Source organism: Pseudomonas sp. S07E 245, assembly GCF_019599025.1.
In the GTDB taxonomy this organism is placed as follows: domain Bacteria; phylum Pseudomonadota; class Gammaproteobacteria; order Pseudomonadales; family Pseudomonadaceae; genus Aquipseudomonas; species Aquipseudomonas shirazensis.
The window spans coordinates 2,773,618-2,789,465 of sequence record NZ_CP080625.1 but is presented as its reverse complement, the minus strand read 5'-3'; the positions used below and the strand labels follow the sequence as shown (position 1 = coordinate 2,789,465).

General features: G+C 63.1%; 15 protein-coding genes and 2 pseudogenes. 7 read left to right on the top strand and 10 right to left on the bottom strand.

Annotated features, from left to right (window positions below):
* Window positions 1–39: 39 nt before the first annotated feature.
* Window positions 40–1,242, bottom strand: a complete 1,203-nt coding sequence (locus K3F44_RS12850; protein WP_101321579.1) for an MFS transporter — start codon at window positions 1,240–1,242, stop codon at window positions 40–42.
* 132 nt (window positions 1,243–1,374) lie between these two features.
* Window positions 1,375–2,124 carry a 3-oxoacyl-ACP reductase family protein gene (locus K3F44_RS12845; protein ID WP_220632373.1) on the bottom strand — a complete coding sequence of 250 codons (750 nt, stop codon included), beginning with the start codon at window positions 2,122–2,124 and terminating at the stop codon, window positions 1,375–1,377.
* 120 nt (window positions 2,125–2,244) lie between these two features.
* Here K3F44_RS12845 and K3F44_RS12840 point away from each other — a divergent pair, with 120 nt between their 5' ends.
* Window positions 2,245–3,183, top strand: a complete 939-nt coding sequence (locus tag K3F44_RS12840; RefSeq protein WP_101321577.1) for a LysR family transcriptional regulator — start codon at window positions 2,245–2,247, stop codon at window positions 3,181–3,183.
* On the opposite strand, the gene K3F44_RS12835 is transcribed toward K3F44_RS12840, so the two are convergent.
* Together K3F44_RS12835 and K3F44_RS12830 are read right to left on the bottom strand one after the other, a co-directional pair.
* Window positions 3,180–3,665: a GreA/GreB family elongation factor gene (locus tag K3F44_RS12835; protein ID WP_371918883.1), complete on the bottom strand. Its 486-nt coding sequence runs from the start codon at window positions 3,663–3,665 to the stop codon at window positions 3,180–3,182. The two genes, K3F44_RS12840 and K3F44_RS12835, sit on opposite strands and share 4 nt — an antisense overlap.
* A complete protein-coding gene (locus K3F44_RS12830; protein ID WP_150570115.1) occupies window positions 3,665–4,051 on the bottom strand; it encodes a hypothetical protein in 387 nt (128 codons plus the stop codon). The genes K3F44_RS12835 and K3F44_RS12830 overlap by 1 nt, the downstream gene beginning before the upstream one ends.
* A gap of 130 nt (window positions 4,052–4,181) precedes the next feature.
* Here K3F44_RS12830 and earP point away from each other — a divergent pair, with 130 nt between their 5' ends.
* Window positions 4,182–5,315 carry an elongation factor P maturation arginine rhamnosyltransferase EarP gene (gene earP, locus K3F44_RS12825; protein WP_220632372.1) on the top strand — a complete coding sequence of 378 codons (1,134 nt, stop codon included), beginning with the start codon at window positions 4,182–4,184 and terminating at the stop codon, window positions 5,313–5,315.
* Window positions 5,316–5,363: 48 nt separating this feature from the next.
* Entirely contained in the window at window positions 5,364–5,933 is a 570-nt protein-coding gene (gene efp, locus K3F44_RS12820; RefSeq protein ID WP_101321573.1) for an elongation factor P, read from the top strand.
* A gap of 62 nt (window positions 5,934–5,995) precedes the next feature.
* Here efp and K3F44_RS12815 read toward each other — a convergent pair whose 3' ends face one another.
* From K3F44_RS12815 to K3F44_RS12805, 3 genes are all read right to left on the bottom strand, one after another.
* Window positions 5,996–6,424, bottom strand: a complete 429-nt coding sequence (locus K3F44_RS12815) for an organic hydroperoxide resistance protein (RefSeq protein WP_150570117.1) — start codon at window positions 6,422–6,424, stop codon at window positions 5,996–5,998.
* Window positions 6,425–6,552: 128 nt separating this feature from the next.
* A complete protein-coding gene (locus K3F44_RS12810) occupies window positions 6,553–7,008 on the bottom strand; it encodes a MarR family winged helix-turn-helix transcriptional regulator (protein WP_101321569.1) in 456 nt (151 codons plus the stop codon).
* Window positions 7,009–7,065: 57 nt separating this feature from the next.
* The gene (locus K3F44_RS12805) at window positions 7,066–8,019 is read right to left on the bottom strand and encodes a LysR family transcriptional regulator (protein ID WP_220632371.1); all 954 of its coding nucleotides are present in this window, start codon (window positions 8,017–8,019) and stop codon (window positions 7,066–7,068) included.
* Between the two features lie 112 nt (window positions 8,020–8,131).
* On the opposite strand from K3F44_RS12805, the gene K3F44_RS12800 reads away from it, so the two are divergent.
* Window positions 8,132–8,881 carry a sulfite exporter TauE/SafE family protein gene (locus K3F44_RS12800; protein WP_103438148.1) on the top strand — a complete coding sequence of 250 codons (750 nt, stop codon included), beginning with the start codon at window positions 8,132–8,134 and terminating at the stop codon, window positions 8,879–8,881.
* Between the two features lie 45 nt (window positions 8,882–8,926).
* Here K3F44_RS12800 and K3F44_RS12795 read toward each other — a convergent pair whose 3' ends face one another.
* Entirely contained in the window at window positions 8,927–10,273 is a 1,347-nt protein-coding gene (locus K3F44_RS12795; RefSeq protein WP_101321563.1) for a class II 3-deoxy-7-phosphoheptulonate synthase, read from the bottom strand.
* Window positions 10,274–10,392: 119 nt separating this feature from the next.
* Here K3F44_RS12795 and K3F44_RS12790 point away from each other — a divergent pair, with 119 nt between their 5' ends.
* Window positions 10,393–11,148, top strand: a complete 756-nt coding sequence (locus K3F44_RS12790) for a spermidine synthase (protein ID WP_188036499.1) — start codon at window positions 10,393–10,395, stop codon at window positions 11,146–11,148.
* 343 nt (window positions 11,149–11,491) lie between these two features.
* Window positions 11,492–13,220: pseudogene (locus tag K3F44_RS12785) on the top strand (DEAD/DEAH box helicase).
* A gap of 65 nt (window positions 13,221–13,285) precedes the next feature.
* On the opposite strand, the gene K3F44_RS12780 reads toward K3F44_RS12785, so the two are convergent.
* Complete coding sequence (locus tag K3F44_RS12780) at window positions 13,286–14,053, bottom strand: class III extradiol ring-cleavage dioxygenase (RefSeq protein ID WP_220632369.1); 768 nt, start codon at window positions 14,051–14,053, stop codon at window positions 13,286–13,288.
* Window positions 14,054–14,155: 102 nt separating this feature from the next.
* On the opposite strand from K3F44_RS12780, the pseudogene K3F44_RS12775 reads away from it, so the two are divergent.
* Window positions 14,156–14,829 (top strand): annotated as a pseudogene (locus K3F44_RS12775) (thiopurine S-methyltransferase).
* Window positions 14,830–14,886: 57 nt separating this feature from the next.
* Here K3F44_RS12775 and htpX read toward each other — a convergent pair.
* Complete coding sequence (gene htpX, locus K3F44_RS12770; protein WP_101321555.1) at window positions 14,887–15,774, bottom strand: protease HtpX; 888 nt, start codon at window positions 15,772–15,774, stop codon at window positions 14,887–14,889.
* Window positions 15,775–15,848: the final 74 nt, after the last annotated feature.

Sequence of the window (15,848 nt, the reverse complement as noted above, 5' to 3'; positions counted from 1 at the left end):
AGGCGCCCGTTCAGAGAAACGATTGAGCTGGCAGATAATTCAGCTCGCGGCAGCCGACGGGCGCGGCGGCTGCAGCTTGCGCCTGCGCTCGGCCAGAACCCACACCAGCAAGGCCAGCGTGCCGATCAGGATCCCGGCGACGACGATGGCTTTCCAGCCGCTGTACTCGAACAACTGCGTCCCCAGCAGTGAGCCCAGCGCGCCGCCGATGAAGTAGCAGGTGATGTAGCCGGCATTGAGCCGGGTGCGGGCCTCGGGACGCAGGCTGATCACGGCGTTCTGGTTGCTGACATGTACCAGTTGTACCGCCAGATCAAGCAACAACACACCGATCAGCAGGGCCACCAGCGACTGTTCGGCAAAACCCAGTGGCAGCCACGACAGCACCAGCGCACTCAGGCCCACGGTAGTGCCGAGGGCACCCTTGCCGCGGTCGGCCAGGCGCCCGGCCCAGTTCGCTGCCAGGGCACCGGCAGCCCCGGCCAGGCCAAACAGGCCGATGGCCGCCTCGCCATAGTGGTAGGGCTCGCGCACCAGCAAAAACGCCAGTGGGGTCCAGAACAACGCAAACAGGCTGAACGCCAACAGCCCCAGCAACGAGCGCAGGCGCAGCACCGGCTCTTCGGCGAACAGGCGAAACACCGAGCCAATCAGTGCCGGGTATTTCAGCCCAGCGTGGCTCTTGTGCTGCGGCAGGCTGCGGTATAGCGCGATGGCGCTGATCGCCATCAACACTGCCGCCAGCACATAGATGCTGCGCCAGCCGCCCAGCTCGGCCATGAAGCCCGCAGCGGTGCGCGCCAGCAGGATCCCCAGCAGCAGCCCGCTCATCAAGGTGCCGACCGCGCGGCCGCGTTGTTCGGGGGCGGCCAGGCTGGCGGCCATCGGCACCAGAATCTGCGCCACTACCGAAAACAATCCGGTCAGCGTGGTGCCGACCAGCAACCAGGCCAGGTTCGGAGCGCAGGCACTGATGACCAGGCCGACCGTGGCGATGGCAATCATGCACACGATCAGCCGCCGTTGCTCGAACATGTCGCCCAGCGGCGCTAGCAGCAGCAGGCCGGCGCCGTAACTGAGCTGCGCAGCGATGACGATGGTGCCGGCGCTGGCCGTACTCAGGCCAAACTGTTCGGCGATGCTGTGCAGCAAAGGTTGCGCGTAATAGTTGCTGGCAACGGCCAGGCCGGTGGCGGTCGCCATCAGCAGGATGAGGGCGCGCCTCAAGGTCGGGGAGGGCATGGCAGGTCCTTTGCTGGCAGTAAAAAGTACATCGAGTATTGGGGCTGCGTTGGCCCCATCCCAATTCAATTGCTGCATGGTAGCGATTACCAGGCGACCCCGTCGCGCTGTCTGGCGCAACGGGGCAGGTACTCAGGCCGAAAAGCCGCCATCCACGGTCAGGCTGGCGCCGGTGATGTAGCCCGCTTCGGGGCCGGCCAGATAGGCGACAAAGCTGGCGATTTCCTCGGCGTGGCCATAACAGCCGACGGCCATCAACGGGATCAGGCTGTCGGCAAAGTCGCCATCGGCCGGGTTCATGTCGGTATCCACTGGCCCTGGCTGCACGTTGTTGACGGTCACGCCCTGCGGGCCGAGGTCGCGTGCCAGGCCTTTGGTCAGGCCAACCAGCGCTGACTTGCTCATGGCATACGGGGCGCCGCCGGCAAACGGCATGCGCTCGGCATTGGTGCTGCCGATATTGATGATCCTCCCGCCCTGGCCCAGGTGCGGCGCTGCAGCCTGACTGGCTACGAACACGCTGCGCACGTTGACCGCAAGCATGCGGTCGAACTCGGCCAGATCGAACTCGGCGACAGGTGCAACGGCGAGCACGCCGGCGTTGTTGACCAGGATATCCAGCCGGCCGAAAGTCTCCACGGTGTTCTTTACCGCTTGCTGGACGGCGCTGGCATCGGCGCTGTCTGCGCGCAGCGCCAAGGCCTTGCCGCCGGCGCTATTTATCTCTTCGGCCAGGGCCTGGGCAGGCCCGGCGGAGCTGACGTAGGTGAACGCGACGTGTGCGCCTTGCAGCGCCAGACGGCGCACGATGGCTGCACCGATGCCACGCGAACCGCCTTGGACCAAAGCGACTTTGCCGGTGAGGATGAGGGAACTGGACATGGGCGAACTCCTGCTAGTGGGCAAGGCGAAAGGCCTTGGCATGGGCGCAGTATCCGCTGCCGATTAGCTACTGATAAGATGCTAATCACGATCAGCAGAGTAAACCCTGGGTTGCTAATCATGGCCATCGAGTCATTCAGTACGCTGGAATGCTTTATCCGCAGCGCCGAGGTTGGCAGCTTCGCCGAAGCGGCTCGGCGGCTGCGCCTGACTCCGGCCGCAGTGGGCAAGAACGTTGCCCAGCTGGAGTCGCGCCTGGGTGTGCGGCTGTTTCAGCGCAGCACCCGCAAGCTGACCCTGACCGAAGCCGGCCAACGCTTTTTAAGCGAGGTCAAGGACAGCTTCGGCACTATCCAGTCGGCAATGGCCAACCTGGCCAGCGCGCAGGGGCAGCCGGCGGGGCTGTTGCGGGTGAGCATGGGCACGGTGTTCGGCCGCCTGTACGTGCTGCCGCTGCTGGGTGAGTTCTTGCAGCGCTTCCCGGCGATCACGCCGGATTGGCACTTCGACAACCGCCAGGTCGACCTGATCGGCCAGGGCTTCGATGCGGCCATCGGCGGCGGCTTCGAGCTGCCGCCGGGGGTGGTGGCGCGGCGGTTGACTCCAGCGCATCGGGTGCTGGTCGCGGCGCCTGGGTTTATTCAAGGGCGCGCCGCGATCAATCAGCCGGAAGATCTGCTCGAGTTGCCCGGCATTCTTATCCGCTCGCCGCAGACCGGCCGCGTGCGGGCCTGGCCATTGACCAGTCGCGGGCGTGAGCAACGACCGCTGCAGTTGCGTCAGGCCATGACCATGAGCGACTCCGATGCTGCCTGCGCGGTGGCCCAGCAAGGCCTGGGGATTGCCTTGGTCAGCCTGCCGTTTGCCGTGCCGTACCTGCGCGCTGGCCTGCTGCAACGGGTGCTACCGGACTGGTACGTGGACGATGGCAACATCAGCGTTTACTACGCTGGGCACAAGCTGCTGCCGGGCAAGACCCGCGCGTTCATCGACTTTGTCGTCGAGCAGTTTGCCGAGCAGGGCCTGGCCAGCGCCTTTGATGCGCTGGAGCTGCTTTAGACGACAGCAACCACGGCGGACACCTGGGCCACGCCTGCCACCACCAGGCTCACTTCATCGTCCAGCCGCTTGCCGATCAACACTTGCCCCAGTGGTGAGCGCGGGGTGATCACGGTCACCTGCTGCGGCCCGTGGCCAATCTTCAGGCCGGCGCCCTCCGGGCCAATGAACACCCGACGCTGATCGCCTTGTTCGTCTTCGAGCGTGACCAGGCTGCTGATCTGAATGCCGCGTGCGGGGTCATAGTCACGCAGCACCAACTGTTGATAGGTCAGCAGCGCCTGGCGGATCTCGGCAGCGCGACGGGCCTGGCCGGTTGCCAGGTAAGAAGCCTCGAGGCCGAGGGTGTCGTACTTGTTCTCGGCCTTGTTCTCTTCGGCGGTGGCGGCTTCATAGGCGATCTGCGCGGCCCGCCGCAGTGCCTCGACGTCGGCTTCGAGGGCAGTGACGATGGCGCTGAGGACTTCATTCTTGTTCAGCATCAGTAACAGAACTCGAGTACGTTGGCCTGGCTCTTGTCGGTCGGCGCGGTGCGATTCTGCTGCAGCCAGAACTGGCACTTGGGCTTGTTCAGGTTACGCGGGTTGCCCTGCGCGGCTGCGGCGGCCTGCTCGGCTTCCTGGTTGTGCAGAATGTCCTTGTAGCGCTCGAACATCTGCGCCTGGGCATCGCCGGCTGCGGCCGGTGCTGGCGCTACGATTGCCGGTGCCAGCACCTGAGCGACCGGCTGCACCTGTTCGGGCCACAACCGCGCCGCCAGCCACAGGCTCACGGCAATCGCGACGGCGCCAAGCCACAGGCCGAAGGCAATACACAGCACCAGTTGCACGGGCTTGAGGGTAATCTTCAGTTCACGGCGGCGGTACATGGCGGCCTCCTGGCAGGGCGGGGTGGCGAGCATTGTCGCATGGCCGCCGACAAATATTCAGCGCGGTGCTTTTGTCGGCAGGCGTTTATCCGCAAAATCGCGGGTTTTACCGCGCAGCATGGGAGCGGCGATGAAAGCCAGCTGGGATATCTTTTGCACCGTTGTGGATAACTACGGTGATATCGGCGTGACCTGGCGCCTGGCCCGGCAACTGGTGGCTGAACATGGCCTGGCTGTTCGCTTGTGGGTCGACGACCTGAACGCCTTCGTGCCACTGTGCCCAGCCGCTGACGCCAACGCCGAGCAGCAGTGGCACGAGGGGGTCGACGTGCGCCATTGGCCGGCGGCATGGCCGGCCACTACACCAGCCGAGGTGGTGATCGGTGCTTTTGCCTGCCAACTGCCCCCGGCCTACATTGAAGCGATGAGCGCGCAAGCGACGCCGCCGTTGTGGCTGAACCTCGAGTACCTGAGCGCCGAAGACTGGGTCGAGGGTTGCCACGGTTTGCCGTCGCCCCAGCCCAACGGCCTGCGCAAGGTGTTTTTCTTCCCGGGTTTCACCGCCAGGACCGGCGGCCTGCTGCGCGAGGCCGGTTTGCTGGCGAGCCGCGACAGCCTGCAGTCAGCGCCAAAGCAACGGGCAGAGTTTTTGGCAGGGCTGGGCGTGCAGGTCGCATCCGGCAGCCGGCTGCTGTCGCTGTTCGCTTATGAGAACCGCCAGTTGGGCAGTTGGCTGCAGGCGCTGGCGGCAGGGGCGCAAGCGACTCACCTGCTGGTGCCACAGGGGCGAATTCTGGCGGACCTGGCGGCCTGGCTCGAGGTTGCCACGTTGGCGCCGGGTGCGCTGCATCAGCGCGGCGCGCTGACTGTGCAGGTGGTGCCATTCGTCAGTCAGGGTGATTACGACAAGCTGCTGTGGGCCTGCGACTTCAATGCCGTGCGCGGTGAAGATTCGTTCGTGCGTGCGCAGTGGGCCGGCGTGCCGATGCTGTGGCATATCTACGTCCAGGACGAGAATGCCCACTGGGAAAAACTCGAAGCGTTCCTGGCGCTCTATCGCCAGGGTCTGTCAGACCCGGCCAGCGTGGCGCTGACCGCATTGTGGCGGGCATGGAACATCGACGGCGACATGGGCCAGGCCTGGCAAGCGCTGCAGCCATACTGGGACGAACTGCAAACCCATGCCCGCGAATGGGCTGTCGCGCAAGCCGCTCAGCCGGACCTCGCCACAGCGCTAGTACACTTTTGCCGAAATTCGCTATGATACGCGGCCTCGATTTTTATAAATCCATCCAGATTCGGATATTTCGCAATGAAAACTGGTAAAGAAATCAAACCCGGTACCGTTCTGCGCATCGATAACGATCCGTGGCTGGTTCAGAAAGCTGAGTTCACCAAGTCGGGCCGTAACAGCGCGATCATGAAGACCAAGCTGAAAAACCTGCTGACCGGCTACAAGACTGAAACCGTATACGGTGCAGACGACAAGCTGGACGACGTGATCCTCGATCGCAAAGAAGCGACCCTGTCGTTCATCAGCGGTGACTCGTACACCTTCATGGACACCAGCGACTACACCATGTACGAGCTGAACGCCGAAGACATCGAGGCCGTTCTGCCGTACATCGAAGAAGGCATGGAAGACGTCTGCGAAGCGGTGTTCTTCGAAGACCGTCTGGTTTCGGTTGAACTGCCGACCACCATCAGCCGTAAAGTTGTCTACACCGAGAACTCGGCGCGTGGCGACACTTCGGGCAAGGTCATGAAGCCTGCCAAGCTGTCCAACGGTACTGAAGTTCAGGTTGCTGACTTCATCGAAATCGACGAAATGATCGATATCGACACCCGTGACGGTAGCTTCAAAGGCCGTTCGAAGAAGTAATCACTTCTGCCGAACGCAAAAAAACCCGGCGCTGGCCGGGTTTTTTTATGCCTGAAGATTACTCAGACGTTCACATGCAAGCGTACATCGACGTTACCGCGGGTGGCATTGGAGTACGGGCAGACCTGGTGTGCCTTGTCGACCAGCTCCTGCGCTGCGGCTTGTTCCAGGCCGGGCAGGTTGATCTCCAGGTCGATGTCCAGGCCAAAGCCACCGGGAATCTGGCCAATGCCGACCTTGGCGGTGATCGTGGTGTCTGCTGGCAACGGTTGCTTGGCCTGGCCCGCGACGAACTTCAGGGCACCGATGAAGCAGGCCGAGTAGCCGGCAGCGAACAGCTGCTCGGGATTGCTGCCTTCACCGCCGGCGCCGCCGAGCTCTTTCGGCGTGCTCAATTTGACTTCGAGCTTGCCGTCGTCCGAGCGGGATTTGCCATCACGACCACCGGTAGAAGTGGCTTGGGCAATGTACAGCGGAGTGACCTTTTGCATGACTAGCCTCGCGTAATGTGCTGCGCGCCGTGGCGCTGGTTGGTGTGGGATTTAAATTAGCGCGCAATTAGTTAGTGCGCAAGATAAATAGCTGGCCGTTTGTCGGAGATGCTGTCACAGCCTAGTTGCTATACGGCTTTTTGCAGGCTGGCGCGCAGGTCCAACAGCTCGGCCTGCAACTGCTGCAGCCGCTCCAGGCTGCGCCCGCTGGCCTGCAGAATGCACTGCGGCACGCGCTTGGCATCCTCATGCAGGGCATGGCCCTTGTCGGTCAGTTGCACCAGTACCACCCGTTCATCCTCGCGGCTGCGGGTGCGCTTGAGCAGGCCCTCGCTTTCCAGGCGTTTGAGCAGCGGGGTCAGCGAGCCAGGGTCGGTCAGCAGGCGATTGCTGATCTCACCTACGGTCAGGCCGTCCTGCTCCCACAACACCAGCATCGCCAGGTATTGCGGATAGGTCAGGCCAAGCGCCTGCAGCAAGGGCTTGTAAACCTTGGTCATCAGCAACGAGGTCGAGTGCAGGGCAAAACAGACCTGGTTGTTCAGCAGCAGCTCGTCGCAGGGGGCTTTAGTGTCGGCGTTCATGCAGGTCCTTGAATTCTTCAGATTTAAAATCTAGCACGCTGATAGCTGGCGCGCTCACTACCAGCGTAATTCGCTGCGCAGGGCAAGATCCCACGGCGGCAACGGACTGAACCGGCTCTTGAGGAATTCGAGCAGCAAGCGGCTGCGAGAGTTCGTTTCATGTTCCAGGCGTAATGCATAGATACCGCTGGTCTCGGCTGCAGGCAGGCCGTTTTGGCAGAATAACGGCACCAGGTCGCCGCGCAGCAGGTGCTCGCTGATCAGCCAGGTCGGCAGATGTGCCACTCCCAAACCGGCCAGGGCGCCGCACAGCAGGGTCTCGGCGTTGTTGGCTGACATGCGCATGCGGCTGGGCCGATACAGGCGCAGTTGGCCGTCGACGTTGAAGCGCCAGGCAAACGGTGGCGCCAGGCCGTCCCAGTCGAGGCCGTCGTGCTCTGCTAGTTCGCTGGGGCAGTTGGGCAGGCCACGGTTGGTCAGATACGCCGGGCTGGCGCAGGCCACGCGGACCATATAGGCCAGTGGTGTAGCAACCAGGCGGGTGTCGGCCAAGGGGCCGGCGCGCAACACCAGATCTACCTCGCCCAGGTGGCTGCCGTGCAGGTCGACGAAGCTGTCGATCAGGCGCAGGCGCACGTCCAGCCCGGGATACGCCGCGAGAAAGTCGGCAATCGCCGGGGCCAGGTGCAGGCGGCCGAAGGCGGCCGGGGCGTCGATGCGGATCAGCCCCTCAGGGGCGTTGCTCAGCGAGACCGCTTCGGCGCGGGCCAGGCGCAGCTCTTCGATGATGCGTCGCGCGCGTTCGGCAAAGGCCTTGCCGGCGGGAGTCACGCGTACGGCATGGGTGCTGCGCACGAACAGCCGGCTGCCCACTGCTGCCTCGAGACTGTCGATGCGCCGAGCTACGGCTGATGGGGTCAGAGGATGGCGCCTGGACGCGGCGGAAAAACTGCCGGTGTCGAGCACGTCGAGGAACAGGCTCAGCTGTTCGGTAAGGGCATCGGGGTTCATTCAGGCTCTGCTTGTGCGAGATACGCAAAGCCATTGTGCGCTGCTGTGCGTTTCCCTACCAGCCCGCAGTGGTTAGCATGTACACATTGTGTAACAGGCAGATGAGGCCCTGATGATCGAGTGGTTGCTGTATATCGTACTGGGCGCTGCATTGGGCACGGTGGGCGGGTTGTTCGGCATCGGTGGCGGCTTGATCGCGATCCCGGCATTGGGCGTGCTGTTCGGTCTGGACCAACAACTCGCGCAAGGCACCGCGCTGGTGATGGTGGTGCCGAATGTGCTGCTGGCGCTGTGGCGCTACAACCAGCGCAACCGCATCGAACTGCGCTACGCCTTGCCGTTGTCGCTGTGCAGTCTGTTGTTCGCCTGGCTGGGCTCGATCTGGGCGGTCGGCATCGATGCCCATTCGATGCGCCTGGGCTTTGTCGGCTTTTTGCTGGCGTTGGTGGTGTGGAACCTGGCGCGGATGTTCATGCGCACCGCACCGGCCAGCAGCCAGTTGCGTTATCCGTGGCCGTGGCTGGGTGTGCTCGGCTGTTTTGCCGGGACCATGGGCGGGCTGTTCGGGGTTGGCGGCGCGGTGGTTGCCACACCGGTACTGACCAGTGTGTTCGGCACCACTCAGGTAGTCGCCCAGGGCCTGTCGCTGGCATTGGCGGCACCGAGCACCTCGGTGACTTTGCTCACCTACGGCCTGCACCACAGTGTTGACTGGCAGATGGGCGCTGCCCTGGCCGTGGGCGGGCTGCTCAGCATCAGTTGGGGCGTGAAGCTCGCGCACGCCTTGCCCGAGCGCGTGCTGCGCATGATGTTCTGTGGCTTTTTGGTGGTGTGCGCCGTGCTGCTGGCTTACGAGCTGTAAGCCGGTCGCGCAGTCACTGGCTGGCAGTGACTGCGCGGGAGCAGGTCAGCGACGGACCTGCTTGAGGGTTTCGGCGATGAGGAATGCCAACTCCAGCGACTGGTCGGCATTCAGCCGCGGGTCGCAGTGGGTGTGGTAGCGATCGGACAAGCCGTCTTCGGTGATCGGTCGCGCACCGCCAATGCACTCGGTGACGTTCTGCCCGGTCATCTCGATGTGAATGCCGCCAGCGTACGAACCTTCGGCCTGATGAACCTGGAAGAAGTGCTTCACCTCATCGAGGATCTGCGCAAAGTCGCGGGTCTTGTAGCCGCTGCTGGCCTTGATCGTGTTGGCGTGCATCGGGTCGCAGCTCCACAGCACCTGGCGGCCTTCGCGCTCTACCGTACGGATCAGCCCCGGCAGGTGTGTGCCGACCTTGCCTGCGCCCATGCGCACGATCAGGTTCAGACGGCCTGGATCGTTGCTCGGGTTGAGCACATCGATCAGCCGAATCAACTCCTCAGGGTCCATGCTCGGGCCGACCTTGACCCCGATCGGGTTGTGCACACCGCGCAGAAACTCGACATGCGCGCCATCGAGCTGGCGGGTGCGATCGCCGATCCACAGCATGTGCGCCGAGCAGTCATAGAAATCGCCGGTCAGGCTGTCGCTGCGTACAAACGCCTGTTCGTAGTTCAGCAGCAGCGCTTCGTGGGCGGTGAAGAAACTGGTTTCGCGCAGCTGCGGCGCGCTGTCCAGGCCACAGGCGCGCATGAACGCCAGGGTCTCGTCGATACGGTCGGCGAGCTGGTGGTACTTGTCGGCAAGGGCTGAGTTGGCGATGAAGTCGAGGTTCCACTTGTGCACCTGATGCAGGTCGGCAAAACCGCCCTGGGCGAACGCGCGCAACAGGTTGAGGCTGGCGGTGGACTGGTGATACGCCTGCAGCAAGCGCTCGGGGTCGGGGATGCGGCTGGGTGCGTCGAAGCCAATGCCGTTGACGATGTCGCCGCGATACGCTGGCAAGGTTACCTGGCCGATGGTCTCGTCACCGGCCGAACGCGGCTTGGCGAACTGCCCGGCCATGCGCCCGACCTTGACCACCGGGCAACCGGCCGCAAAGGTCATGACGATGGCCATCTGCAGCAGCACCTTGAAGGTGTCGCGGATCTTCGCGGCGGAGAACTCGGCAAAGCTCTCGGCGCAATCGCCGCCCTGCAGCAGAAACGCCCGGCCCTGGGTGACCTCGGCGAATTGCCGGCGCAGCTCGCGCGCTTCACCGGCAAACACCAGCGGCGGATAGCTGGCGAGGGTCTGCTCGACCTTGGCCAGGTGCGCGGCATCGGGGTAGCTCGGCTGCTGCTGGATGGGCAGGGCGCGCCAGCTTTCAGGGCTCCAGGGTTGGTTCATCACGGGCTCGTTATGGCTGTTATGGGCAATGGCTCATGGTATCAGGTGGCGGCGTGCTTGTTGCACCGCAGGCATTGACGGACAATGACGCTTTTGTGCGCGGTGCAGCGGGAGTGGTAATGACTAACGAGCGGGAAGAGCGGCTGCTGGCTCGGGTCGAGGATGCCTATGGCATCGTCAGCGTTTACGAGGTCGAGGATTATCGTTTTCTCGAATTCGGTGAGGCCATCGAGCAAAGCTGCGTGTTTACCGCTGACCCTAGCTGGCTTGAATACGACTACACCCGGGCGATGCTGATCGGCGCGCTGTGCCATGAGCTGCCCGAGAGCGCGCTGTTTCTCGGCCTAGGTGCGGGTACGCTGACCCAGGCGTGCCTGAAGTTCCTGCCGTTGGATGACGTCGAAGCCATCGAGCTGCGCCCGGATGTACCGCGGCTGGCCATGGAATACCTCGGTCTGGACGATGACCCGCGGCTGTATGTGCGCATTGGTGATGCGGTCGAGTTGCTGCCGACGGCCGAGAAGGCTGACCTGATCTTTGTCGACCTGTATACCGACCATGGGCCGGGAGTGGCGCATCTGGCCTGGAATTTCCTCGAGCAGTGTCAGCAGCAGCTAAACCCAGGCGGTTGGCTGGTGATCAACCAGTGGGCCGGCGATGACGGCAAGCCGCTGGGTGCGGCGCTGCTGCGTGGGCTCTACCACCGGCATTATTGGGAGTTGCCGGTGAAGGAGGGCAATGTCGTGGTGCTGGTGCCAGCCGAATTCGATCAGGAATTGCAGATCGACGAGTTGCGCGCGCGGGCCGAGGCGCTGGCGCCGCAGTTGGGGTATAGCCTTGAGTACCTGATCAAGACGATTCGCCCGGCGACCTGAGGCCTTCGGGGCGCATGCCCCCCGAATTGCCTGCACACTACAATTCTTCATCCTGCCACCCGCAAAAGCCGAACCGATTCAGCCATAATCCCTGGCCAGCTACCCACCCCACCACGGTCGAGAAAAAAATTTCACCGTAATCAAGGATTTCGGGTATAGTACGCGCCGGTCTTTTAGCGGGCCGCAAAATCAGGTGGTGCAAATCCTCCGAGTCCAGCTTCGGCTGCACGTCCGCTAGTCGGACCTTCTCAAGTATTTCTTTTTCAATCGTTTTCGCAAATCCCCGCCGCCAAAACTGCCTGGGTGACCTTTGGGTCTTTCAAGGCATGTGCAGTTTTGGAGCATGGGTCTTTGCGGATGCACATAGAGGCAGACCCATGACCCAGGAAACCGGCGGATTCGCCGCTCTCGGACTTAACCCGAACATTGTTGCTGCTGTAATGGCCACCGGCTACGAAGAGCCGTCCGCCATTCAGCATCAGTCGATCCCGATCATCCTCGACGGTCATGACATGATCGGCCAGGCGCAGACCGGCACCGGTAAAACCGCTGCCTTCGCTCTGCCGATCCTGAATCGCATCGATGTGAGCAAGCGCGAACCGCAAGCCCTGATCCTGGCGCCAACCCGTGAGTTGGCGCTGCAAGTTGCTACCGCATTCGAAACCTACGCCAAACAAACGCCGGGTATCAATGTAGTCGCTGTGTACGGTGGCGCCCCGATGGGCCCACAGCTGCGTGCCATTCGCAATGGTGCTCAGATCGTCGTAGCGACCCCAGGCCGTCTGTGCGACCACCTGCGTCGCGACGAGAAAGTCCTGTCGACTGTTCAGCACCTGGTGCTGGACGAAGCCGACGAGATGCTCAAGCTGGGCTTCATGGACGACCTCGAAGTCATCTTCGAGGCCCTGCCGCCGACTCGCCAGACCGTGCTGTTCTCTGCGACCCTGCCGTCGTCGATCCGCAGCATCGCCGAGCGTCATCTGCGCGAGCCGAAACACGTCAAGATCCAGAGCAAGACTCAGACCGTCACCGCGATTGATCAGGCTCACCTGATGGTTCACGCTGACCAGAAGATCGCTGCCGTACTGCGCCTGCTGGAAGTCGAAGAGTTCGATGCCCTGATCGCCTTCGTGCGTACCAAGCAAGCCACCCTGGATCTCGCTGCCGCCCTTGAAGCTAAAGGCTATAAGGCTGCCGCGCTGAACGGCGACATCGCCCAGAACCAGCGTGAGCGCGTCATCGAGTCGCTCAAGGATGGCCGCCTGGACATCGTCGTCGCTACCGACGTCGCTGCCCGTGGTCTGGACGTACCGCGCATCACCCACGTGTTCAACGTGGACATGCCGTACGACCCAGAGTCCTACGTCCACCGTATCGGCCGTACTGGCCGTGCCGGTCGCGAAGGCCGTGCACTGCTGCTGGTGACTCCACGTGAGCGCCGCATGCTGCAGGTTATCGAGCGTGTGACCGGTCAGAAAGTTGCTGAAGCCCGTCTGCCTGGCCCACAAGCTGTGCTCGATGCGCGCATCAAGAAGCTGACCGCAAGCCTGGCGCCACTGGTAGCCGAAGCAGAAACCACCCACGGCGACCTGTTCGACCGCCTGACCGCTTCGCTGGAATGCACCCCGCGTGCCCTGGCTTCCGCCCTGCTGAGCAAAGCCACCAACGGTCAGCCGCTGGATCTGGCTTCGGTTGAGCGCGAGCAGCCGCTGGTACCAACCGGTACCCCGCGTGGCGAGCGTACCGAGCGTAGCGACCGCCCTGATCGTGGCGAGCGCAGCAGCAGCGACCGTGGCGACCGTGAGCGCCGTGCGCCAATGCCACTGGCCGAAGGCCGTGTGCGTTGCCGTACCGCTCTGGGTGCTCGTGACGGCATCGCCGCCAAGAACCTGCTCGGCGCGATCCTCAACGAAGGCGGCCTGGCCCGCGATGCTATCGGCCGTATCCAGGTACGCGACAGCTTCAGCCTGGTCGAGCTGCCGGAAGATGGTCTGGAGCGTCTGCTGACCAAGCTCAAGGACACCCGCGTAGCCGGTAAGCAGCTCAAGCTGCGCCGCTATCGCGAGGATTGATCCTGGCGCACTAAAAAAATCCCCGATTGATTCGGGGATTTTTTTTGCCTGAAAAACGCCCAGGCTCAATCGAAGCGATAGATGTCCATGCCCAGCGCGCCGAGGGTGAAGCCTTGATGGACCACGCCAAGGCGCGCCCCTGCACCCATCGCGAAAAACAACGGCAGCAGGTGCTCATCGCTCGGGTGGTTGCGTACCGCGTGCGGTGCCTGGCGCCGGTAGTCAAGCAGGGCAGGGCGGTCATCCGCCTTCAGCCTGGCCACGATCCAGTCGCGAAACGCCAGCGCCCAGGGCTCTACAGCATCTGGCCCAGCGTGCCAGTCCAGCTCGCCGAGGTTATGGGTGATGCTGCCTGAGCCGATCAGCAGGATGCCGTCTGCGCGCAACGCGGCCAGTGCCTGACCGACGCGCTGTTGCAGCTCCGGCCCGGCGTGGCTGGGCAGCGACACCTGTACTACGGGAATATCGGCCTCGCGGTACATCAGCGACAGCGGTACCCAGGCGCCATGGTCGAACGGACGCTGGTCATCAAGCCGCGCTGGCAGGCCGGCAGCGCTCAGTTGCTGGCTGATCTGACTGGCCAGCTCGGGCGCACCCGGTGCCGGGTATTCAACGGCATACAGCGCTGGCGGGAAGCCACCGAAGTCGTGCCAGGTCGCTGGCTGCGGGTTGTTCATGACCAGCAGCTCGCGGCTCTCCCAATGGGCCGAGACCAGTACGATGGCTTTAGGTCGAGGCAGCTCGCGGGCCAGCCTGGCCAGGGCCGGCCCGCTGGCCCCAGGTTGCAGGGCCAGCATTGGAGAGCCGTGGGAAATAAACAGGCTGGGCAACATGGCGGTGGTCCTGAAGGCTAAGATGAGGCCATCTTCGAGCAGATCCAGATCGACTTCCAATATAAGTTTTTGCAGTGACTGATCGAAAAACCAGGAGGAAGCATGCAGGCTGCGTTTTGGCACAAGAAGTGGGCAGACAACCAGATCGGTTTTCACCAGAGCCAGGTAAATCCCTATTTGCAGGCGCATTGGCCGGCCCTGCAACTGGCGCCTGGTAGCCGGGTGCTGGTGCCGCTGTGTGGCAAGAGCCTGGATCTGCTCTGGCTCGCCGGGCAGGGCCATCAGGTGCGTGGAGTAGAGCTGTCCGCTCAGGCAATCGAGGCGTTTTTTGCCGGCAACGGGCTGCAGCCAGAGGTGTCCCGTCAGGGCCAGTTCGAGGTCTGGCGCAGCGGGGAAATCGAGCTTTGGTGTGGCGATATCTTCGACTTGCAGGCGGCTGACCTGGCCGAGTGCGCCGGGCTGTATGACCGTGCGGCGCTGATTGCCTTGCCGCAGGAAATGCGTAGCAGCTATCTGCAGTTGCTTGGCAACGGCTTGCCAGCTGGCGCCCAAGGCTTGCTGGTGACCCTTGAGTACGATCAGGCACGTATCGACGGTCCGCCGTTTTCGGTGGCTGAGCGTGAAGTGCGGGAAGGCTAGAGCGTGAAGTGCGGGAAGGCTATGCAGGTTGGCAGGTTGATGCGCTGGGGACTCAGCAGATCATTGCCGAAAGCCCTAAGTACAGTCAGGCCGGCGTGAGCAGCTTGTTGGAGCGGGTGTATCAATTGCAGCGCTGAAGCGGTCCGAGATGTAACGTGCCAGGCCGCTGCATTTGGCAGCGGCCCGGCGGGTTATCAACCGCGTTGGCGCAGCGCTTCGATACGCTCTTCCAGCGGCGGGTGGCTCATCAGCAGACCAGCCAGGCCCTGCTTGAGGCCGCCATTGATGCCGAAGGCCTTCAGCGTGTCGGGCATATGCACCGGCATGCCTTGCTCGACGCGCAGGCGCTGCAGGGCAGCGATCATGGCGCCGGTGCCGGCCAGGCGAGCGCCGGCTTCGTCGGCGCGGTACTCGCGGCGCCGCGAGAACCACATGACGATCATGCTCGCCAGAATGCCCAGGATCAGCTCGGCAACGATGGTCGCGACGTAGTAGGCGATACCGCGGCCTTCTTCGTTCTTGAAGATCACCTTGTCGACAAAGTTGCCGATGATCCGCGCAAAGAACATGACGAAGGTGTTTACCACGCCCTGCACCAGCGCCAGGGTGACCATGTCACCGTTGGCGACGTGGCCGATTTCGTGGGCCAGCACCGCGCGGACTTCATCGGGCGAGAAGCGCTCGAGCAAGCCTTGCGACACGGCGACCAAGGCGTCGTTGCGGTTCCAGCCGGTGGCAAAGGCATTGGCCTCGTAAGCCGGGAAGATACCCACCTCGGGCATCTTGATGCCGGCTTCGCGGGATAGCTCTTCGACCGTCTGCAACAGCCATTGCTCATGGCGGGTGCGGGGCTGGGTGATGATCTGCGTGCCGGTGCTCATCTTCGCCATCCACTTGGAGATGAACAGCGAGATCAGCGAGCCGGCGAAGCCGAACACGGCGCAGAAGACCAGCAACTGGCCGAGGTCGAGGTCAACCCCATTGGCGGCCATGAACCCATTGAAGCCGAACAGGCTCAGGGTAATGCTTGCAACCAGCACCACCGCGAGGTTGGTGGCTACAAACAACAGAATGCGCATCATGGTTGTTACGTTCTCCTGACGGATGAAAATTTTGCTGACTGCGGGGTATATAAGGGGGCTGTCGCGCCGATTCA